The sequence below is a fragment of the Stappia sp. genome, from assembly GCF_048261845.1.
Lineage (GTDB): Bacteria > Pseudomonadota > Alphaproteobacteria > Rhizobiales > Stappiaceae > Stappia.
Window position 1 is genome coordinate 19,800 of the sequence record NZ_JBLXFR010000011.1, and the last position, 17,567, is coordinate 37,366.

General features: G+C 67.7%; 17 protein-coding genes. 6 read left to right on the top strand and 11 right to left on the bottom strand.

Features of this window, described 5'->3' with window-relative positions:
- Window positions 1–121: 121 nt before the first annotated feature.
- From ACN0T5_RS06865 to acs, 3 genes are all read left to right on the top strand, one after another.
- Complete coding sequence (locus ACN0T5_RS06865; RefSeq protein WP_417767880.1) at window positions 122–670, top strand: hypothetical protein; 549 nt, start codon at window positions 122–124, stop codon at window positions 668–670.
- Window positions 671–728: 58 nt separating this feature from the next.
- The gene (locus ACN0T5_RS06870) at window positions 729–1,127 is read left to right on the top strand and encodes a DUF1761 domain-containing protein (RefSeq protein WP_417767881.1); all 399 of its coding nucleotides are present in this window, start codon (window positions 729–731) and stop codon (window positions 1,125–1,127) included.
- Window positions 1,128–1,305: 178 nt separating this feature from the next.
- Window positions 1,306–3,246, top strand: a complete 1,941-nt coding sequence (acs, locus tag ACN0T5_RS06875; protein ID WP_417767882.1) for an acetate--CoA ligase — start codon at window positions 1,306–1,308, stop codon at window positions 3,244–3,246.
- A gap of 317 nt (window positions 3,247–3,563) precedes the next feature.
- Here the strand turns inward: acs and ACN0T5_RS06880 are convergent, their stop codons facing one another.
- The 11 genes from ACN0T5_RS06880 to ACN0T5_RS06930 all read right to left on the bottom strand — a co-directional run bounded on the left by ACN0T5_RS06880 (window position 3,564) and on the right by ACN0T5_RS06930 (window position 15,356).
- Entirely contained in the window at window positions 3,564–4,967 is a 1,404-nt protein-coding gene (locus ACN0T5_RS06880; RefSeq protein ID WP_417767883.1) for a pilus assembly protein TadG-related protein, read from the bottom strand.
- Window positions 4,968–5,137: 170 nt separating this feature from the next.
- Window positions 5,138–5,710: an HNH endonuclease gene (locus tag ACN0T5_RS06885; protein WP_417767884.1), complete on the bottom strand. Its 573-nt coding sequence runs from the start codon at window positions 5,708–5,710 to the stop codon at window positions 5,138–5,140.
- Between the two features lie 176 nt (window positions 5,711–5,886).
- Entirely contained in the window at window positions 5,887–7,299 is a 1,413-nt protein-coding gene (gene leuC, locus ACN0T5_RS06890; RefSeq protein WP_417767885.1) for a 3-isopropylmalate dehydratase large subunit, read from the bottom strand.
- A gap of 107 nt (window positions 7,300–7,406) precedes the next feature.
- Window positions 7,407–7,568: a hypothetical protein gene (locus ACN0T5_RS06895; RefSeq protein WP_417767886.1), complete on the bottom strand. Its 162-nt coding sequence runs from the start codon at window positions 7,566–7,568 to the stop codon at window positions 7,407–7,409.
- Window positions 7,569–7,746: 178 nt separating this feature from the next.
- Window positions 7,747–9,039, bottom strand: a complete 1,293-nt coding sequence (locus ACN0T5_RS06900) for a TRAP transporter large permease (RefSeq protein WP_417767887.1) — start codon at window positions 9,037–9,039, stop codon at window positions 7,747–7,749.
- Between the two features lie 94 nt (window positions 9,040–9,133).
- Window positions 9,134–9,658, bottom strand: coding sequence for a TRAP transporter small permease (locus tag ACN0T5_RS06905; protein ID WP_417767888.1), 525 nt, complete (start codon window positions 9,656–9,658; stop codon window positions 9,134–9,136).
- Window positions 9,655–10,668: a TRAP transporter substrate-binding protein gene (locus ACN0T5_RS06910; RefSeq protein ID WP_417767889.1), complete on the bottom strand. Its 1,014-nt coding sequence runs from the start codon at window positions 10,666–10,668 to the stop codon at window positions 9,655–9,657. The genes ACN0T5_RS06905 and ACN0T5_RS06910 overlap by 4 nt, the downstream gene beginning before the upstream one ends.
- Window positions 10,669–10,700: 32 nt before the next feature.
- Window positions 10,701–12,242 carry an AMP-binding protein gene (locus ACN0T5_RS06915; RefSeq protein WP_417767890.1) on the bottom strand — a complete coding sequence of 514 codons (1,542 nt, stop codon included), beginning with the start codon at window positions 12,240–12,242 and terminating at the stop codon, window positions 10,701–10,703.
- Complete coding sequence (locus ACN0T5_RS06920) at window positions 12,239–13,510, bottom strand: acyl-CoA dehydrogenase family protein (protein ID WP_417767891.1); 1,272 nt, start codon at window positions 13,508–13,510, stop codon at window positions 12,239–12,241. Before ACN0T5_RS06920 ends, ACN0T5_RS06915 begins: the two co-directional genes overlap by 4 nt.
- A complete protein-coding gene (locus tag ACN0T5_RS06925; RefSeq protein WP_417767892.1) occupies window positions 13,507–14,313 on the bottom strand; it encodes an alpha/beta fold hydrolase in 807 nt (268 codons plus the stop codon). Before ACN0T5_RS06925 ends, ACN0T5_RS06920 begins: the two co-directional genes overlap by 4 nt.
- Window positions 14,310–15,356 (bottom strand): peptidase M29, encoded by a 1,047-nt coding sequence (locus ACN0T5_RS06930; RefSeq protein WP_417767893.1) that lies wholly within the window; start codon window positions 15,354–15,356, stop codon window positions 14,310–14,312. The genes ACN0T5_RS06925 and ACN0T5_RS06930 overlap by 4 nt, the downstream gene beginning before the upstream one ends.
- Before the next feature lie 226 nt (window positions 15,357–15,582).
- On the opposite strand from ACN0T5_RS06930, the gene ACN0T5_RS06935 reads away from it, so the two are divergent.
- From ACN0T5_RS06935 to ACN0T5_RS06945, 3 genes are all read left to right on the top strand, one after another.
- Complete coding sequence (locus tag ACN0T5_RS06935) at window positions 15,583–16,074, top strand: flavin reductase family protein (protein WP_417767894.1); 492 nt, start codon at window positions 15,583–15,585, stop codon at window positions 16,072–16,074.
- Between the two features lie 26 nt (window positions 16,075–16,100).
- On the top strand, window positions 16,101–16,580 hold the full coding sequence (locus ACN0T5_RS06940; protein WP_417767895.1) for a MarR family winged helix-turn-helix transcriptional regulator: 480 nt from the start codon (window positions 16,101–16,103) through the stop codon (window positions 16,578–16,580).
- A gap of 204 nt (window positions 16,581–16,784) precedes the next feature.
- The gene (locus ACN0T5_RS06945) at window positions 16,785–17,561 is read left to right on the top strand and encodes a class I SAM-dependent methyltransferase (protein WP_417767896.1); all 777 of its coding nucleotides are present in this window, start codon (window positions 16,785–16,787) and stop codon (window positions 17,559–17,561) included.
- Window positions 17,562–17,567: the final 6 nt, after the last annotated feature.

Here is a 17,567-nt window from a genome sequence, read left to right on the forward strand (position 1 = left end):
CCGACTGGCAGGCCGCCGGCGGATTTTCGCCGGCGGCCTTTTCGTGTCGGCGGCACCGCGCTCAGGCTGTTTTCGATTTTTTACACTGGCGAGAGTTCACGATACGTTCTAGATTGCCGACATGAAACAACCGGCCTCACCGGCGCGGCAGGCTCCCGGCGAAGGCGGGGCGCACCGCGCCGCCGATACGGCTTTGGCCGACGATACGCCGTCTTCGGCCTCTCCGGCGCGGGCGCCGGACGATGCCGCGCCTGTGGCAGGGCAGGGACGCGCCGTCGAGGCGCCGCGGGCGGCGGAAGATCTCGGGCTTGGCGACCGCTACCGTTATCTGGCCGGCGCCTCCGGGACCCGCTATCTCTTTTCCCTCGTGCCGACCGACGCGCTCGAGGATTTCCGTAACGCGGTTGTGCTGATCGAGCTCGGCCCGCGCCGCCGTCGGGGCAAGCCGGACGGGTCGGGGACGGGCGGCCAGGACCAGCCGCGCACCGTGTGGATCGGCGAGCTCGACCGCTACGGGACGCGGCGCGGACCGCCCCTGTCGGCGGCAGAGCTGCGCGGGCGCGAGGCGCTGGTCCATCTGCTTGCCGGGCGCTCGGCCGAGCGTCGCCAGGTGCTGGAGGATCTGGTGGCCGCGTTCGAGGACGGCGCCACGCGGGTTCTCTTCGGCTGACCGCAACAACGGGCGGCGATAGCGGACGGAAACAGGTTTTTCACGGGAGGTGTCCGGGATGATGTTCGACGGGATCAATCTGGTCGCGGTGCTGGCTGCGGCTGTCGCGTCCTTTGCGGTCGGAGCGCTCTGGTACGGCGTTCTCGGCAGGGCCTGGATGCGCGCCGCACGGCTCGGCGAGGAGCATTTCAAACCAAATCCGCTTTTGTATGCCGGTACTTTCGCCTGCCAGCTGGTCATGGCCTTCGTCTTCGCCGGCATCATCTATCACGCCGGGCCGGTGACGCTTGGCAACGGGTTCCTTTCAGCGGTTCTCGTGTGGGTCGGCCTGCTCGCCACCAGCCTCATCGTCAACCACCGTTTTCAGGGCCAGTCCTGGGCGCTGACGGTCATCGACGGCGGCCACTGGCTTGCCGTGCTCATCGTCCAGGGCTGCGTGATCGGCCTGTTCGGCTGACGGCGTCCGGCGCACGCGCCGGAGTTTACGCGGGGGCGGGTACGGGTTCCTGCGAGCCTACGAAAGAACGATTTCAGCGAAGTGGACGGCCCGGGCCGCGATCCTCATAATGCGCGGCGATCACAAGGGGCGCGGATGGCCAGCCAGCGCCCCCGGAAAACACCTCGGGAGGGTCCGTATGTCCGAAAATCTCTATCCGGTCCCGGCGGAAATCGCCGCCGCCGCCTATGCCGACCACGACAAGTACCAGGAGATGTATGCGGCATCCGTCTCGGATCCCGACGCGTTCTGGGGCGAACATGGCAAGCGGATCGACTGGATCAAGCCCTATTCCAGGGTCAAGAACACCTCCTATGACCCGCACAACGTCTCGATCAAGTGGTTCGAGAACGGCACGCTCAACGTCTCGGCCAACTGCGTCGACCGGCATGTGGCGAGCCGCGGCGACAAGCCGGCGATCATCTGGGAGGGCGACGACCCGTCCGAGCACAAGGTCATCACCTATCGCCAGCTCCACGACGAGGTGAACCGCTTCGCCAACGTGCTGAAGGATCTCGGTGTCTCGAAGGGCGACCGGGTGACGCTCTACCTGCCGATGATCCCGGAAGCGGCCTATGCGATGCTCGCCTGCGCCCGTCTCGGCGCGGTTCATTCGATCGTCTTCGGCGGCTTTTCTCCCGACAGCCTGTCGCAGCGCATCACCGGTTGCGACAGCAAGGTGGTGATCACCGCAGACGAGGGCCTGCGCGGCGGACGCAAGGTGCCGCTCAAGGCCAATGTCGACAAGGCGGTGGAGAAGCTCGCCGTCGACAAGGTGCTGGTGGTGCGCCGCACCGGCGGCGACGTCGCCATGAAGGACGGCCGGGACGTGTGGTATCACGAGGCGGCGGCCGGGGTCGCGGCCCATTGCGAGCCGGTCGAGGTGAATGCCGAGGACCCGCTGTTCATCCTCTACACCTCCGGCTCCACCGGCCAGCCGAAGGGCGTCTTGCACACGTCGGGCGGCTATCTGGTCTATGCCTCGATGACGCATCAGTATGTCTTCGACTGCAAGGACGAGGACATCTACTGGTGCACCGCCGACGTGGGCTGGGTGACCGGGCATTCCTACATCGTCTATGGCCCGCTCGCCAACGGCGCCACGACGCTGATGTTCGAGGGCATCCCGACCCATCCGTCTCCGGCCCGGTTCTGGGAGGTGGTCGACAAGCACAAGGTGACGATCTTCTACACCGCGCCGACGGCGATCCGCGCGCTGATGGGAGCCGGTGCCGAGCATGTGAAGTCGACCGACCGCTCCTCGCTCAGGATCCTCGGGTCGGTCGGCGAGCCGATCAATCCGGAAGCCTGGGTCTGGTATCACGAGCAGGTCGGCGACAAGCGCTGCCCCATCGTCGACACCTGGTGGCAGACCGAGACCGGCGGCATCCTGATCACCCCTCTGCCCGGCGCGACGGCGCTGAAGCCGGGTTCCGCGACGCGGCCCTTCTTCGGCATCCAGCCGGCGCTGGTCGACGCGGAAGGCACGATCCTGGAAGGGGCCGGCGAGGGCAATCTTGTGATCACCGACAGCTGGCCGGGGCAGATGCGCACGGTCTACGGCGATCACGAGCGCTTCGTGCAGACCTATTTCTCCACCTACAAGGGCATGTATTTCACCGGTGACGGCTGCCGGCGCGACGAGGACGGCTATTACTGGATCACCGGCCGCGTCGACGATGTTCTCAATGTTTCCGGCCATCGCATGGGCACGGCCGAGGTGGAATCGGCGCTGGTTGCCCATCCCAAGGTGTCGGAGGCGGCCGTGGTCGGCTATCCGCACGACCTCAAGGGGCAGGGCATCTATGTCTATGTGACGCTGATGGCGGGCGAGGAGCCGAGCGAGGAGCTCGCCAGGGAGCTGCGCGGCTGGGTGCGGCAGGAGATCGGTCCGATCGCCTCGCCGGACCTGATCCAGTTCGCACCGGGCCTGCCGAAGACCCGGTCGGGCAAGATCATGCGCCGCATCCTGCGCAAGATCGCCGAGGACAGCTTCGACAATCTCGGCGACACCTCGACGCTCGCCGATCCGGCGGTCGTCGACGACCTGATCCAGAACCGGCAGAATCGCGGCGCCTGACAGGGTCGACGCGCGCTCCTTTCCTGACCAGGAGAGGAGCGCGCGCGGGCATGGTGCTTGCCTGCCATGCACGGGCCATACTTGCGGGCCTGTCCCCGGCGCGGCTGTTGCGCCGGGGCGGGACGCGGGGCGCGACCTTCCCCCGGGCCGTCATCCCGGCCAAGCGTCAGCGCAGAGCCGGGATCCATCGGCAACCCCGGCAGGCGTGAAGGCTCTCATCGGTCGCGGCAGGCAGAGGCCGAGACCGGCTCAAGCAGCTGCCCGACCGCTACACGTCATCCGCCGCGAGCGGAAACAGCGCCCGCCGCCCGTCTGCCTCAGCGCGACAGATAGGTGGTCTTGATCTGGTTGGCGATGGCCGAGAAACGGGTTTTCAGTTCCTCGTCGTTGTCGGCGAGGTAGTAGTCCGCCGGCGAGGAAGCGCACTGGCTCATCACCTTCTTGGCGTTGGCCAGACTGCCGATCTGGAAGCCGACGGTGATGATCTTGATGCCGGAACTCTTGGCAGCCGCGCAGAGCTTGATGGCCCGGTTGGTGGATTCCGAGCTGCTTTGCTCGGCGATCCAGTCATAGGTCTTGCCCTTCACCTTGGTCGGGCCGTCGAACCATGTGTTGAACTCGCCATCCGTCATCAGCAGCATGTATTTCAGCACGCGCTCGTCGGTATAGGGGGCGGGCTTGCTGCTTGCCGGCCACAGGGCGGACCAGGAACTGGACAGCGTGTACCAGCCCCAGGCGACGCCGGTCTGTCCGGCGGTGTTGCCGCTGGCCGGCAGGTTGGCGATCGTGTGCAGCGGTGTGCCGGACTTGGTGGCCGAGCCGGGGTCGAGGGTCAAGGGGACGAGCTCGACACTGGGGCAGACGTAGCCCGCGCTGTCACTGATGTCCCCTGATGAGTTGCGGTAGTAGCCCTTCTTGTTCGACGCCTGCTGGGGGCCCGGTCCGACGGACGCGGTGATGTAGCCGGCATCGGTATAGGCCTGCGCGCCGTCGCGCTCGGTGACGCAACCCGTGTAGGAGGTCCGGCTCAGGTTGGCGCCCTTGGTGGCGAGCGTTGCCCGCGTCGTGCCGATATTGACGCCGGAGGCATAGGGCACGACGGCGATCTTGACCTTCTCGTTGCTTGCCACGGCATCGGGGGGAATCAGGGTGTTGACGAAGGTTGTCGCGGCCTCGCGCAACGCCTTGATCTTGCTGCCGCCCATCGAGCCGGTGACGTCCAGGACCAGCACGGCCTCGACGCTCTTGGGGTAGACGGCCTGCGCGTTGACGCTGACATTGAGCACATCCGGTCCGATGCCGGCGAGATGGATGAAATAGGTCGGTATCTGGGAGCTTGCCGAAACTTCGATCTTCCGCGTTTCGGTGTCGATTTTCGGATCGTCGATGACGATCGTCGCGTCCTTGATGCCGGAGCCTGCCGCGTTGGCGCCGAAATACGCCTCGTAATTGCTGTCGAGATAGGCCTTGATCTCGGCGGAGGACATGTTGCGCACCGAGAGTTCGCGGGCCACCGCGAGCATCGCCGCGTCAAGGCCGCGCGCGACCGCCTGGCGCTGGTTGATGGCGCGGCCGAAGTCGAGCCCGGCGCCGGCCGCGACGATGATCACGACGATGACGATTGCAAGGAACGGAAGGATCGCGCCCCTGCGGTCCTGCCGGAAGGCATCGAGAAGGCCGGAGGCCCGCTTCAGGATCGGATGCTTGTCGCGCGCGTTCATCTGTCGTCCCACTCCCGTTGCCGGCTTCCGGCGACGTCCTTGGGGTTGAAAATGGCAGCAAGAAGCGACCGGTTGGTTAAACCGATCTCCGAAACCCGGGCCTTTCGGCGACTGGGTTGAGAAACCGTGAACGGGAACGGCGACAGCGGAGGGCGTTTTCGGGGCGCGGTCTACGGCTCCAGCTCGGTGTCCCAGTAGAGAAAGTCGAGCCAGCTGTCGTGCAGGTAGTTGGGCGGGAACATCCGGCCGTTGTTGTGCAGGTCCTGGACCGACGGCGGGAAGGGCATGTGCATCGGCCACATGCCGATGTCGGAGCAGGCCTTGTTGGCCTTGCGCAGGTTGCAGGGCGAGCAGGCGGTGATGACATTGTCCCAGGTGGTCTGCCCGCCCCGGGACCGGGGAATGAGATGATCGAAGGTGAGTTCCTCGCGGGAGCCGCAATACTGGCACTGGAAGCGGTCGCGAAGGAAGACGTTGAAACGGGTGAAGGCGGGGTGCCGGCTCGGCTTGATGTAGCTCTTCAGCGAGACGACGCTGGGCAGGCGGAATTCGCTGCTCGGACTTCGGACCGTGACGTCATATTCGGAGACGATGTTGACCCGGTCGAGAAACACGGCCTTCACGGCATCCTGCCACGCCCACAGCGAAAGGGGGTAGTAGGCCAGCGGTCGATAGTCAGCGTTGAGCACCAGGGCCGGGTGAGCACCTGGAGAGATGGCGACATTCACACCTTCGCTCCTCATGCCTGCTTGGCCGGAATCACCTGGATCAGGCAAACCCGACACGGCGATAGTGTAGAGCGACAGTGACAGTCTTGTGAAGCCCGACAAATGGCGCGACAGGGCCGCGCCATGCGGAAAGGGCGCAGCTCGCGCCGCGCCCTTCGGTCAATGCATGCTGCGGGACGCCGTCGCCCGGTTCAGGCCTTCGGCCACTCGCGGATGTCGACGAAATGTCCGGCGATCGCGGCTGCCGCGGCCATGGCCGGAGAGACGAGATGGGTGCGGCCCTTGAAGCCCTGGCGTCCCTCGAAATTGCGGTTCGAGGTCGAGGCACAGCGCTCGCCGGGAGACAGCTTGTCGGCGTTCATGGCAAGGCACATCGAACAGCCCGGCTCGCGCCAGTCGAAACCGGCCGCCTTGAACACCTTGTCGAGGCCCTCGGCTTCCGCCTGCGCCTTCACAAGGCCCGAACCCGGGACGACCATGGCGTTGACGGTGCCGGCGACCTGACGCCCGCCGATGACGGCGGCGGCGGCCCGCAGGTCCTCGATGCGGCCGTTGGTGCAGGAGCCGATGAAGACGCGGTCGACGGCGATCTCGGTGATCGGCGTTCCGGCGGTCAGGCCCATGTATTGCAGCGCACGGCGCTTCGAGGCGCGGCGGTTCTCGTCGGCGATTTCTTCCGGATCGGGCACGCGGCCGGTGACGGCGATGACGTCTTCCGGGCTCGAGCCCCACGTCACGATCGGCGGCAGGTTGGCCGCGTCGAGGCGGATCTCCTTGTCGAAATGCGCGCCCTCGTCGGTGAACAGCGTCTTCCAGTAGGCGACGGCCTGGTCCCACGCGGCGCCCTTCGGCGCCTTGGGGGTGTCCTTGATATAGGCGAAGGTCTTCTCGTCCGGCGCGATCAGGCCGGCACGGGCGCCGCCTTCGATCGACATGTTGCAGACGGTCATGCGGCCTTCCATCGACAGGGCGCGGATCGCCTCGCCGGCATATTCGATCACATGACCGGTGCCGCCCGCCGTGCCGATCTCGCCGATGATGGCAAGGATGATGTCCTTGGCCGTGACGCCGTCGGGCAGGGTGCCGTCGACCGTCACCCGCATGTTCTTCGCCTTCTTCTGGATCAGCGTCTGGGTGGCGAGCACATGCTCGACCTCCGAGGTGCCGATGCCGTGGGCGAGCGCACCGAAGGCGCCATGGGTGGAGGTATGGCTGTCGCCGCACACGATGGTCATGCCGGGCAGGGTGAAGCCCTGCTCGGGGCCGACGATGTGGACGATGCCCTGGCGGGCGTCGGTCTCGCTGTAATACTCGACGCCGAACTCGGCGGCGTTGTTCGCCAGCGTGTCCACCTGCAGGGCCGATTCCGGATCGTCGATGCCGTGGCTGCGGTCGGTGGTCGGCACGTTGTGGTCGACCACGGCCAGCGTCTTGCCGGGCTGGCGCACCTTGCGCCCCGTCATGCGCAGCCCCTCGAAGGCCTGCGGGCTCGTCACCTCATGGACGAGGTGGCGGTCGATATAGAGGAGCGAGGTGCCGTCCTCCTGCGTCTCGACCACATGGTCGTCCCAGATCTTGTCGTAAAGGCTGCGCGGGCTGCTCATCTGTCTCTCCTGAAGGATGTGTCGGGGGCTTGCTGGAGCCTTGGCCCCGGATGCCGCCATGACGGTGATGCGGTCGGGCGGCGAAACGGTCGGATGCGGGCGTGCGGTTAAGCGCGCGCGAGGCCGTAGACGGCGGCGAAGCGGGCATGGAAGCGCGAGGGGAGCCTGTGGCGATCACAGATCTCGACGCGGCACCAGCGGCGCGCGCGGGTGCGATCCGCCATCGCGGTGCGGGCATTCGTCGGGGTTGCTGCCGTGGCGACCTGCATGGGCTCCAGCTTCCGGCCGTGCCGCCCGCGTCCTGAACATGGCGGGCGGGCCGGCCCTTTGTCCGAAACGGGCACAAGCATCGTGCCCGCGCCCTGAAAGGGAGCGCAGCGTGCCCGTTTCTTTCATTTGCGCGCAATGACGGCCCGGGTCAAGACCGGAATCGCCGCGCGGGCCGCATCAGCGCATCAGGTTCGGCAGTGCAAGGACCAGCGCCGGGAAGGCGACGATCACCGCCAGGCGGACGATGTCGGCGAGGATGAAGGGCACGATGCCGCGGAAGATCCGGCCGAGCGGCACGTCCGGCATCACCGTCTTCAGCACGAAGACGTTGAGCCCGACCGGCGGGGTGATCAGGCTGATCTCCGTCACCACCACGACGACGATGCCGAACCAGACGAGATCGTAGCCGAGCGCCGCCATCATCGGCGCGAAGATCGGCACGGTGAGCAGCACCATGGAGAGGCTTTCGAGCACCATGCCGAGGCACAGATAGACGCCGAGCACGGCCAGCAGGATGGCCCAGGCCGGCAGCTCGGAGGCGTTGGCCATGCCGGACAGTGCCGAGGGCAGGCCGGCAATGTTGACGAAGTTGGAGAAGATCAGCGCGCCGATCAGCACCATGAACATCATCGTCGTCGTGGCGGCCGTGTCGGCAAGCGTTTCCAGCAGGTTGGCGAAGGTCAGCCGGCGGCGGAAGAGGGCGATGGCGAAGGCGCCGCTGGCGCCGATGCCGGCGGCCTCGGTCGCGGTGAAGATGCCGGCATAGATGCCGCCGATGACGAGGACGAAGAGCGCGGTGATGCCGGCGACGCCGGACAGGGCGCGGAAACGCTCGCGATAGGGCAGGCGTTCGGCCGGCGGGCCGGCCTCCGGACGGTGCCAGCAGACGAGGCGCACGGCGGCCATGTAACCGAGGATGCCGAGAATGCCCGGCACGATGCCGGCGATGAAGAGCCTGGCAATGTCCTGCTGGGCGGTGACGCCGTAGAGCACCAGGATGACGGAGGGCGGAATGAGAATGCCGAGCGTGCCGCCGGCGGCGATGACGCCGCTTGCCAGCCCGTCATCGTACTTGTAGCGGCGCATCTGCGGCAGGGCGACCTTGCCCATGGTCGCGGCGGTGGCGAGAGAGGAGCCGCAGACGGCCGAAAAACCGCCACAGGCGACGGCAGTGGCCATGGCGAGCCCGCCCCTGCGGTGGCCGAGCCAGGCATGGCAGGCGGCGTAGAGCTCGTCCGAGAGGCCCGCCCGGGTGACGAGATTTCCCATCAGCACGAAGAGCGGCACCACGGAGAGCGAATAGGACAGGCCGGTGTCGAACGTGGTCTGGCCGACGATCGCCATGGCGGGCGTGAAGCCGAGAATCATCGTCAGGCCGAGACCGCCGACGGCGGCCATGGCGACGGCGATCGGCACGCCGGCGAACATCACGACGACGAGTATGACGAGGCCGGGAAGCCAGGTTTCCATGGTCTTGCAGGTTCCGGTCGCGCGGGGTGGGGGAAAGGGGGCGGCGGTGCCGCCCCCGGAACACAATGCGTAGGCGGCGCCTGTCCGGTCCGTCCTAGTTCCGGCGGAACAGCAGGACGCCGGCGACCAGGGCCGCGAGCCCGGTGAGGCCGGCCATGATGCCCGCCACCGGTCCCAGCGGAATGCCGAGATAGACGGTGGCATCGCCATAGGCGGAAAAGTCGCGCGCGCTGGTCGCCAGCCGCCAGGCGAGCAGCGCCAGCACCAATCCGGTCGCCAGTGTCGCCAGCCAGGCAAGTGCCGCTCTCAGGCCGCCCGGCAACCTGCCGGTCAGAAGGTCGACCGTGACATGCTCGCGCCGCGCGGTGACGATCGGCAGGCCGACGAAGACGACCAGCGCCAGCAGCACCTCGGTCAGCTCGAAGGCACCGGGAAGCGGCGCGTTGAACAGGTAGCGGCCGATGACGTCGATGAAGGTCACCGTCATCATCACCAGGAGCAGAACGGCTGCCACCAGCTGCAACACACGGGTTCCCGCACCAGGAAGACCGGTAACCAGCCGGGCGGGGAGGGAGGTCTCCCGCCCGGCCGTGGCGCTGTCGGGCTTCTCTTGGCTCATTTCGCCGCGGCGATCTCGGCCTTGAGCATCTCCATCGCGGCCGCGCCGTCGATGCCGCCGGCCTTGGCCGCCTCGAGGAAGCCGTTCTCGACGCCGGCGAGCTTCTCGGTGATCGCCGCGGTCATCGCCGCGTCGGCCTCCGTCAGGGCGACGCCCTTGTCGGTCATCACCTTGGTGCCGGCCGCGTCCGCCGCGTCCCATGCCTTGCCGGCCATGCGGGCCATCGCCTCGCCGGAGACCCCGTCGATCGCCGCCTTGTCGGCGTCGGAGAGACCGTCCCAGCTGGCCTGGTTCATGACGACGAAGAACGAGGTGTTGTAGAGCCCGCCAGGCACCGAGACGCCGTTGCGGATGACCTCGTCAATGCGGAAGAAGGGCACGGATTCTGCCGGGAACAGGATGCCGTCGGCGACGCCGTTGGAGAGGATCTCGTAGACCTGCGGCGAAGGCGCCTGGACGCCGACCATGCCGAGCCGCGAGGCGATCTCGGCGACGATGCCGCCGCCGATGCGCATCTTCAGGCCCGCAAGGTCGTCGACCGAGGCGACCGTCTTGCCGGTCGTGTAGATCATGCCGGGGCCGTGGGTGAAAACGGTCAGGAGCTTGACGCCGTCATGCTCGCCGGCCTTGGAGAGCATCTCCTCCTGCACCTTCCAGTAGGCGACGGAGAGCGCCTCGGCGCTGTCTGCCAGGAACGGTCCCTCGACCAGCGGCGTCAGCTTGAAGCGGCCCGGCGTGTAACCGTGCACGCCATAGCCGACATCGGCCGCGCCGCTCTTGATCAGGTCGAACTGTGCCGGCGGCTTGCCGATCGGCGCGGCCATGATCTCGACCTTGACGCGGCCGTCCGTCGCGGTCGCCACCTGCTCGCCCCAGGGCACGAGGATGTCCTTGACGATCGGATGGGAGGGCGGCAGCCAGTTGGAGACCCTGAGCGTGGTCTCGGCGGATGCGGCGGTGGCAAGTCCCAGCGCCGCGACGGCGGTCAGCATCCCGATGAATTTGCGCATGCTAGTCCCCTCTGTCTTCTGGTTCGGTTCGGTCAGGCTCGTTGTTTTTCACTATCGTTGCCGAGGACATCCTCAGCCATTTTCCTGACCTTATCCAGTTGGATCTTGCCGAGCGCGTTGCGCGGCAAGGCTTCCACGAACACGACGGATTTCGGGTGCTTGTAGCGCGCCAGATGTCCGTCGAATCCTTTCAGCACCGTTTCCGCGCTGATCAATGCCTGATCCTCCCGCACCACGACGGCGACCGGGCTCTCGCCCCAGCGCAAGTCGGCAACGCCGACGACGGCGGCCTCCTTCAGTCCCTCGATCTCGCCCAGCACCCGCTCCAGCTCGGCCGGATAGATGTTCTCGCCGCCGGAGATGATGACGTTCTTCAACCGGTCCTTGAACCAGAAGACGCCGCCCTCGTCGGCGAGCGCCAGGTCGCCGGTGCGGAACCAGCCGTCCCGGAAGGTGTCGGCATCGGCGTCGGGCCGGTTCCAGTAGCCTGTGGTGATGTTGCCGCCCCTGAGTTCGATCTCGCCGATCTCGCCCGGCTCGGCCCGGCGGTCGCCGACCATGATGCGGGCGCGCGTGTGCAGCCCGGCACGGCCGATCGCGCCGAATTCCTCCTCGCTGTCGCCGCGTCGCTGATAGATGGCGACAGGTCCGGTCTCGGTCGCGCCATAGACCTGCAGCACCGGCACGCCGCGCCGGATGAAGGCGCGCATCAGCATGTGCGGCACATCGGAGGACCCGGTCGCCACGGCGCGCAGCGACGACAGGTCGGTTCTTTCCCAGTCGGGATGGGCGATCATCGCGGACAGGGTGGCGGGCACCAGCACGGTGAGGTCGGGCCGCTCGTCGCGGATCGCGGCAAGGGTCGTCGCCGGCGTGAAGCGGTCATGCAGGATGACGCGTGCACCGGTGTAGAGGGCCGGTGTCGTCTGGATGTTGAGCCCGCCGACATGGAACATCGGCAGCACCGTCAGGATCGTGTCGGTGGCGGTGATCTCCTGCATGTGCACCGCGTTGAGCGCGTTCGTCTCGAGGGCCTTCTGCGTCAGCACCGCGCCTTTCGGGCGACCGGTGGTGCCGGAGGTGTAGACGATCAGCAGCGGGTCGCTGGCGCGCCCGCCGCCGGTGGCCCCGGCGACGACCGGGAGGCTGTCGGCGGTGCTCGTCGAAAGCCCGCCGGTCGCGGGATCGCAGAGATGGGCGGGCGGCATCGCCGCGACCGCAGCCATTTGCGAGAAGGTGGCGGCAAAGGCCGGCTGGTGGATGACCAGCGATGCGCCGCTGTCGGTGACCGCATGGGCGAGTTCCGGCGGGGCAAGGCGCCAGTTGAGCGGCACCAGCACCGCGCCGATCCGGGCGGCGGCGAAGAGCAGCAGCAATTGGTCCGGGGCATTCAGGCCCAGATACGCGACCCGATCGCCGTGGCGGACGCCGCGCGTGTGCCTCAGCCAAGCGGCGACCCGGCCGATCGCGCCGGCCATGTCGCCATAGGTCAGCGTTGCGCCGCCGAAGACGAGCGCCGGCCTGTTCGGCGTGAAGCGCGCATGCGCCTCGATCCAGTGGTCGATCGACGTCACTCGTCCGTCTCTCCGGGCAGGTAGAGGCTCTCCCGGCCGATCCTGTCGAGGCAGATCTCGGCCGTCCAGGGCAACATCAGCGCGCCGCACCGGCTGTCGCGGAAGAGCCGCTCCAGCGGCAGCGATTTCAGCATCGACTGGCCGCCGCAGGTGCGAATCGCAAGCTGGCAGATCTCGTTGGCGTTTTCCATCACCGTGTAGTGGGCCGCCCAGGCGCGCAGCATCTGCTCGCGCGTCGGGTCGGGGCCGGCTTCGGTGATCGCCTGGAACCACAGCGCCTTGGTCTGTTCCAGCATCAGCTGCATCTGGGCAACGCCCATCTGCTTGGTCGGGAACATGCGGCGCTTGACCGGCGGCAGGCCGGGCCATTCGCCGCGCAGGTATTTGACCGTGAAGTCGAAGGCCGCCTGGGCGATGCCCATATAGGTCGGCGACAGGGTCATGAACATGTGCGGCCAGCGGCTGGCGGCCTGGTAGTAGACGCCGCGCGGCATCAGTTCCTCGTCGTCGGGAACGAAGACATCCTTGAACAGCAGCGTGCGCGAGACCGTGCCGCGCATGCCGAGCGGGTCCCAGGGTCCGACGACCTCGACGCCGTCGGCGTTTGCCGGCACCGCGATATACATCGTGTCGCGGCGCGAGGGTCGTGTCCCCTCCTTCATCTCGCCGCACAGGATGCCGTAATAGTCGGCATGGCCGGAGAGCGAGGCGAAGATCTTCTTGCCGTTGATCAGCCAACCGCCGTCGACCTTGCGCGCCTCGGTCGAGAACGGTGCCGCGCCGGCCGCGGCCGCGCCACCTTCGGAGAAGGGCTGCGAGTAGATCGCGCCGTCCTTGAGGATGCGCTGATAGTGCTTCGAGCGGCGGTCCAGATGGGTTTTCCGGTCACCCTCGCTCATGTCCAGGTCGTCGGTCAGCGCGCCGGTCCACAGGCACGAGCAGACATGCATGTTCCAGGTCAGCGCGGTGGCGCCGCAATAGCGGCCGATCTCGGCCGCCGTCATCATGTAGGCGCGGAACGGAGCGCCGTGGCCGCCGTCCTCCTTCGGCACGCAGATGCCGAGCAGGCCGGCCTCGTGCATGTCGCGGTAATTCTGCGTCGGGAACACCGCGTCGCGGTCGATCGCCTCGGCGCGCGGGGCGAAACGCGACTTCGCCACCTTGCGGGCGAGCGCGGTCAGTTCGGCCTCCTGGTCGCTCAGGCGAAAGGCGGCCGGATCGAAGATCGGGCGGTCGATATCGAGCGTATCGGGATCGGCGACGGTCATCGGACTGCTCCCTCTTGCGGCGTCTTCGCGCCGTCGGTTCTGGTCAGGAAATCGCGCAAGGTGGCCACATAGGCGTCCGGGCATTCGAGCGGCGCCAGGTGGCCGGTGCCGGCAAGCTCGACATAGCGGGCGTCCTGCATCTTCTCCGCCATCCGCCGCATGGTCGGGGCGGGCGCGTTGCTGTCGACCTCGCCGGCGACGAGCAGCGTCGGCGCGGCGATCTGGCCGAGCGTCTCGCGGGCGTCGAACGTGGCAAGGCAGCGGATCGCCTCGCGATAGGTCTCCTCCGGCACCTTGCTCATCGCGGCGATGGCTGTCGGCACGGCATCGGCTGCGGCAGCCGGGCCGACGAGGTCCGGCACGAATTCGCGGGCCAGCTCGGGCACGGTGCGCCCCCTGTCGAGCGGGGCCAGCCGCTCCGTGACGAAGCGCTTCTGGAACTCGCCGTCCCGGCTGCCGAAGGCGGCGGTGGTGGCGGACAGCACCAGTGTGCGGACCCGGCCGGGATGGCGGGCGACGAAGTCCTGCGCCAGCATGCCGCCGATCGAATGGCCGAGCAGGGCGACCCTCTCCAGGCCGAGCCCGTCGAGAAAGGCAAGGAGCGTTGCCGAAAGCCCCGGGAAGGTCATCGGCGCCAGCAGCGGGGTGCCGCCATAACCGGGAAGGTTCCAGCCGATGACGTCATGGTCGCGGCCAAGCGCGTCGATCACGGGGGCGAACATCTCGGCGCCGGCACCGATGCCGTGCAGCAGGACGATGGCTCGGCTGCCACCGGTCTTGCGGACGTGGCCGGGCCGGCTCATTGCAACGCCTCGATCAGTTCGCCGTCGATCACCACGGGCTCGCCGTCGAGCGCGATGGTGCAACCGCGCACCGGAATGTCGAAATGGCCCTTGGTGAAGCGGCCGGCGAACTCGTTGGCACCGGTGGAAAACAGGAAATTGCCGGAATAGGCCCGCACTTCCGTGCCGTTGGTGTCGCGCTGGTCATACATGGCAAGAGCTTCGTAGCGCGCGGCCCGGTTCATGCCGAAGCCGACATGCGCCACCGCATAGGCCTCGCGATCGCCCCAGGCGGCAAGGTAGCGCCGGGTCAGCTCCGCGTCGGTGCCCTCGCCCTCGATCTGCGTCACGTAGTCGTCGACGATGGTGAGCCGCACGGGGCGTTCCAGATAGCGCTTGAAGGTCAGGTTGATGTCGCCGGCGTCGAGCACGAGCGTGCCGTTGACGCTGTGGGCGGCGGGGAAGGAGACGACGAGGCCGGCCGGCCAGTGCGCGACCGATCCCGGTCGGTCGCACCAGCCCCAGACGCCGACGGTGGAGGCGCCGGCCATGGCAACCCTGAGGTCGGTGCCGGCCGCCGAGGTCACCGTCATCTCGCTGGCGGCGCGGAGCCGTGCGACGGCGTCGCGGACGCGGGTCTTGTCGCGCTCGGCCGGCAGCAGCCGTTCCAGCGCGTCCGGGTGCTCGTTGGAAATCATCAGCACGCGGGCGCCATTGCCGATGACGCGGGGCAGTTCGGGTGCGTGCAGCAGGCCTTCCACCGTCAGGTCGACGACCATGCCGCTGGCGGCCAGCGCCGCGATGGCCGCGTCCTGGCCGGTCAGCGCGGCACTGGCTCCGGTCGAGCGCACCGGCACCGGCGCATCTTGCCGGGGCGTCGGCACCACCACGTGGAACGCGTTGGCGCCAAGGCGCAGCAGGGCAAGCTCGGCGATATGGACGTTGAGCGTGCGGGACTGGGTTTCGGAGAGGATGGCGACGGTTTCGCCTTGCGCCACCTTGCACAGCGAAAAGACAGCCGCGAAGGCGTCGATCCACTTTTCCTCGATCCTGTCGGCGAGCATGCGACCCCTCCTGATCCCGCGTCGGCCCTGGCCCCTTCCGGGCCGGATGCAACCGCATGCGGCGAGGCGGACGGGCATGCATATGTTGCGCGCCGGTCCGGTTTTTCGCAGCAAGCGAAAAGAACTTGGAGGAACCTAGCAACTTCGTTATTGTATGAAAAGGCATATTTTTAGGCATAAACTTAGTGTCCGGTGTTCGGCCGGAGCCCTAACGCGAGGACCAGCCATGATGAGCGATCACCGCAGCTTCCGGAACGCGCTGGGGCGTTTCGTCACCGGCGTCACGATCGTCACCACGCTGGACGAGGCGGGGCGCCCGGTGGGGCTGACCGCCAATTCCTTCAACTCGGTCTCGCTCGACCCGCCGATGGTGTTGTGGAGCCTGGCGCTGCGCTCGCGGAACAGGCCGGTCTTCGAGGCCGCCCGGCACTATGCGGTCAACATCCTGGCCTCCGACCAGCACGGGCTGTCCGACCGGTTCGCCCGTCCCGTTGCCGACCGTTTCGCCGGCGTTTCCTGGAAGGCCGGCCGGTGCGGGGTGCCGGTTCTCGACGGCGTCACCGCCGTTTTCGAATGCGTCAACGACACGCGGATGGAAGGGGGCGACCATCTCGTCTTCCTCGGCCGGGTCGAGGCGTTCGACCATTTCGACAAGGAACCGCTGATCTATCATTCCGGCCGCTACGCGACGCCGGACTACCTGCCCGCGCCGCGATGAGCGGAACCTCGGAAAAACGGGCAGGCGTGCCCAGCGGCCCGGATGCCGGCGCGGATGCCGGCGCGGCGGGCGGGGCGCGGTTCGTCGACACCTATCTGCTCTACCTGCTGGCCCGGGCCTCGAGCGTTGCCAGCGCCGAGTTCCACGAGGAGGTCCGCGCCCGCGGCGTTCCCGTCACGGTCTGGCGCATCCTCGCCTCGCTGAAGGGGACGGCCGGGCTTACGGTCGGCGATCTGGCCAGGAGCTGTCTTGCCAACCAGCCGGCCATTTCCAAGATGGTCGACAAGCTGGTCAGCCGGGGATTGCTGTCGCGCCAGACCGATGGCGACGACCGCCGCCGGGTCTGGGTGCGGCTGACGGCGACGGGCGAGGCGGAGGTGGACGGTCTCATCGCCGCCGCCGAGCGGCACCAGGCGCGGTTGCTGGATGCGATCGGTCCGGGCGAGGCCGCGGTGCTGAAGCGGGCCCTGACGCTCTTGATCGAGCGGGCCGCGCCCGAGAGCTGACCCTCGACGAGGCATCGAACAATCTCGATAAAAAAACCGGCAATATTGCGCAAATTCTGCGCAGAACTTGTCGAAATTGACTGATGGCAGCCGGATTTCGGGCGTCGCCCGCCTGCGCCCGGCGCGCGTGCCTGTTGCATCTGGTCTGCGCAGCGGGTTCAATTGATCCGCAGGCCCCGTCGGGGGCGGTCGTAGCGGATCTCCATGTATCTCGACGTCCAACACCAGCGCACCTTCTACGACCTGCCTCTCGGCCGCATGCTGCGGGTGCTGGTGGGCGCGCGGATCCGCGCCCGCTGGCCGGAACTGACCGGGCGCAGGCTGCTCGGCGTCGGCTATGCCGCGCCTTACATGCGCCCCTATCTGGAAGAAGCCGAACGCTGCGTTGCGGCGATGCCGGCGGCCCAGGGCGTCGTTGCCTGGCCGCGCGGGGGCCGCAACTCGGCGACGCTGGTGGAAGAAACCGACCTGCCGTTTCCCGATCATGTCTTCGACAACGTTCTGGTGGTTCACTGTCTCGACCATTGCGGCGACGCGGAGGCGTTGCTGCGCGAGGTCTGGCGGGTTCTTGTCCCCGGCGGGCGGATGATCGTGGTGGTGGCGAACCGGCGCGGATTGTGGGCCCGCTCGGAATTGTCCCCGTTCGGTTATGGCCGGCCGTTCTCGCGCGGCCAGATCGAGGGGCTGCTCAGGGCCTGCCAGTTCCGGCTGACGGCGGGCGACGAGCCGCTCTGCCAGCCGCCGCCACGCTCGCGGCTGTTGCTGCGCGGCGCGCCGGCCTGGGAGCGGATCGGCCGGCGGGCGTGGCCGGCCTTCGCCGGGCTTCTGGTCATCGAGGCGGAAAAGCAGGTGTTTCGCGGCCTGCCGGCGGGCGAGAAGCGCCTGATCAAGACGCTGCGACCGATGTTCGTGCCCGAGGGCGCAGCTCCCGGACTGAACAGGAAGGGACTGAACAGGGGCGGCCTGAACGGGGAAGGCTGAAGCGGC

Excerpts from the sequence above, each read along its gene's own strand:
- ACN0T5_RS06905 (WP_417767888.1), bottom strand. The coding sequence starts at position 9,658 with ATGAGCCAAGAGAAGCCCGACAGCGCCACGGCCGGGCGGGAGACCTCC.
- ACN0T5_RS06925 (WP_417767892.1), bottom strand. The coding sequence starts at position 14,313 with ATGAGCCGGCCCGGCCACGTCCGCAAGACCGGTGGCAGCCGAGCCATC.
- leuC (WP_417767885.1), bottom strand. The coding sequence starts at position 7,299 with ATGAGCAGCCCGCGCAGCCTTTACGACAAGATCTGGGACGACCATGTG.
- ACN0T5_RS06870 (WP_417767881.1), top strand. The coding sequence starts at position 729 with ATGATGTTCGACGGGATCAATCTGGTCGCGGTGCTGGCTGCGGCTGTC.
- ACN0T5_RS06935 (WP_417767894.1), top strand. The coding sequence starts at position 15,583 with ATGATGAGCGATCACCGCAGCTTCCGGAACGCGCTGGGGCGTTTCGTC.
- ACN0T5_RS06895 (WP_417767886.1), bottom strand. The coding sequence starts at position 7,568 with ATGCAGGTCGCCACGGCAGCAACCCCGACGAATGCCCGCACCGCGATG.
- ACN0T5_RS06885 (WP_417767884.1), bottom strand. The coding sequence starts at position 5,710 with ATGAGGAGCGAAGGTGTGAATGTCGCCATCTCTCCAGGTGCTCACCCG.
- ACN0T5_RS06865 (WP_417767880.1), top strand. The coding sequence starts at position 122 with ATGAAACAACCGGCCTCACCGGCGCGGCAGGCTCCCGGCGAAGGCGGG.
- ACN0T5_RS06900 (WP_417767887.1), bottom strand. The coding sequence starts at position 9,039 with ATGGAAACCTGGCTTCCCGGCCTCGTCATACTCGTCGTCGTGATGTTC.
- ACN0T5_RS06945 (WP_417767896.1), top strand. The coding sequence starts at position 16,785 with ATGTATCTCGACGTCCAACACCAGCGCACCTTCTACGACCTGCCTCTC.
- ACN0T5_RS06910 (WP_417767889.1), bottom strand. The coding sequence starts at position 10,668 with ATGCGCAAATTCATCGGGATGCTGACCGCCGTCGCGGCGCTGGGACTT.
- ACN0T5_RS06930 (WP_417767893.1), bottom strand. The coding sequence starts at position 15,356 with ATGCTCGCCGACAGGATCGAGGAAAAGTGGATCGACGCCTTCGCGGCT.
- ACN0T5_RS06880 (WP_417767883.1), bottom strand. The coding sequence starts at position 4,967 with ATGAACGCGCGCGACAAGCATCCGATCCTGAAGCGGGCCTCCGGCCTT.
- acs (WP_417767882.1), top strand. The coding sequence starts at position 1,306 with ATGTCCGAAAATCTCTATCCGGTCCCGGCGGAAATCGCCGCCGCCGCC.
- ACN0T5_RS06920 (WP_417767891.1), bottom strand. The coding sequence starts at position 13,510 with ATGACCGTCGCCGATCCCGATACGCTCGATATCGACCGCCCGATCTTC.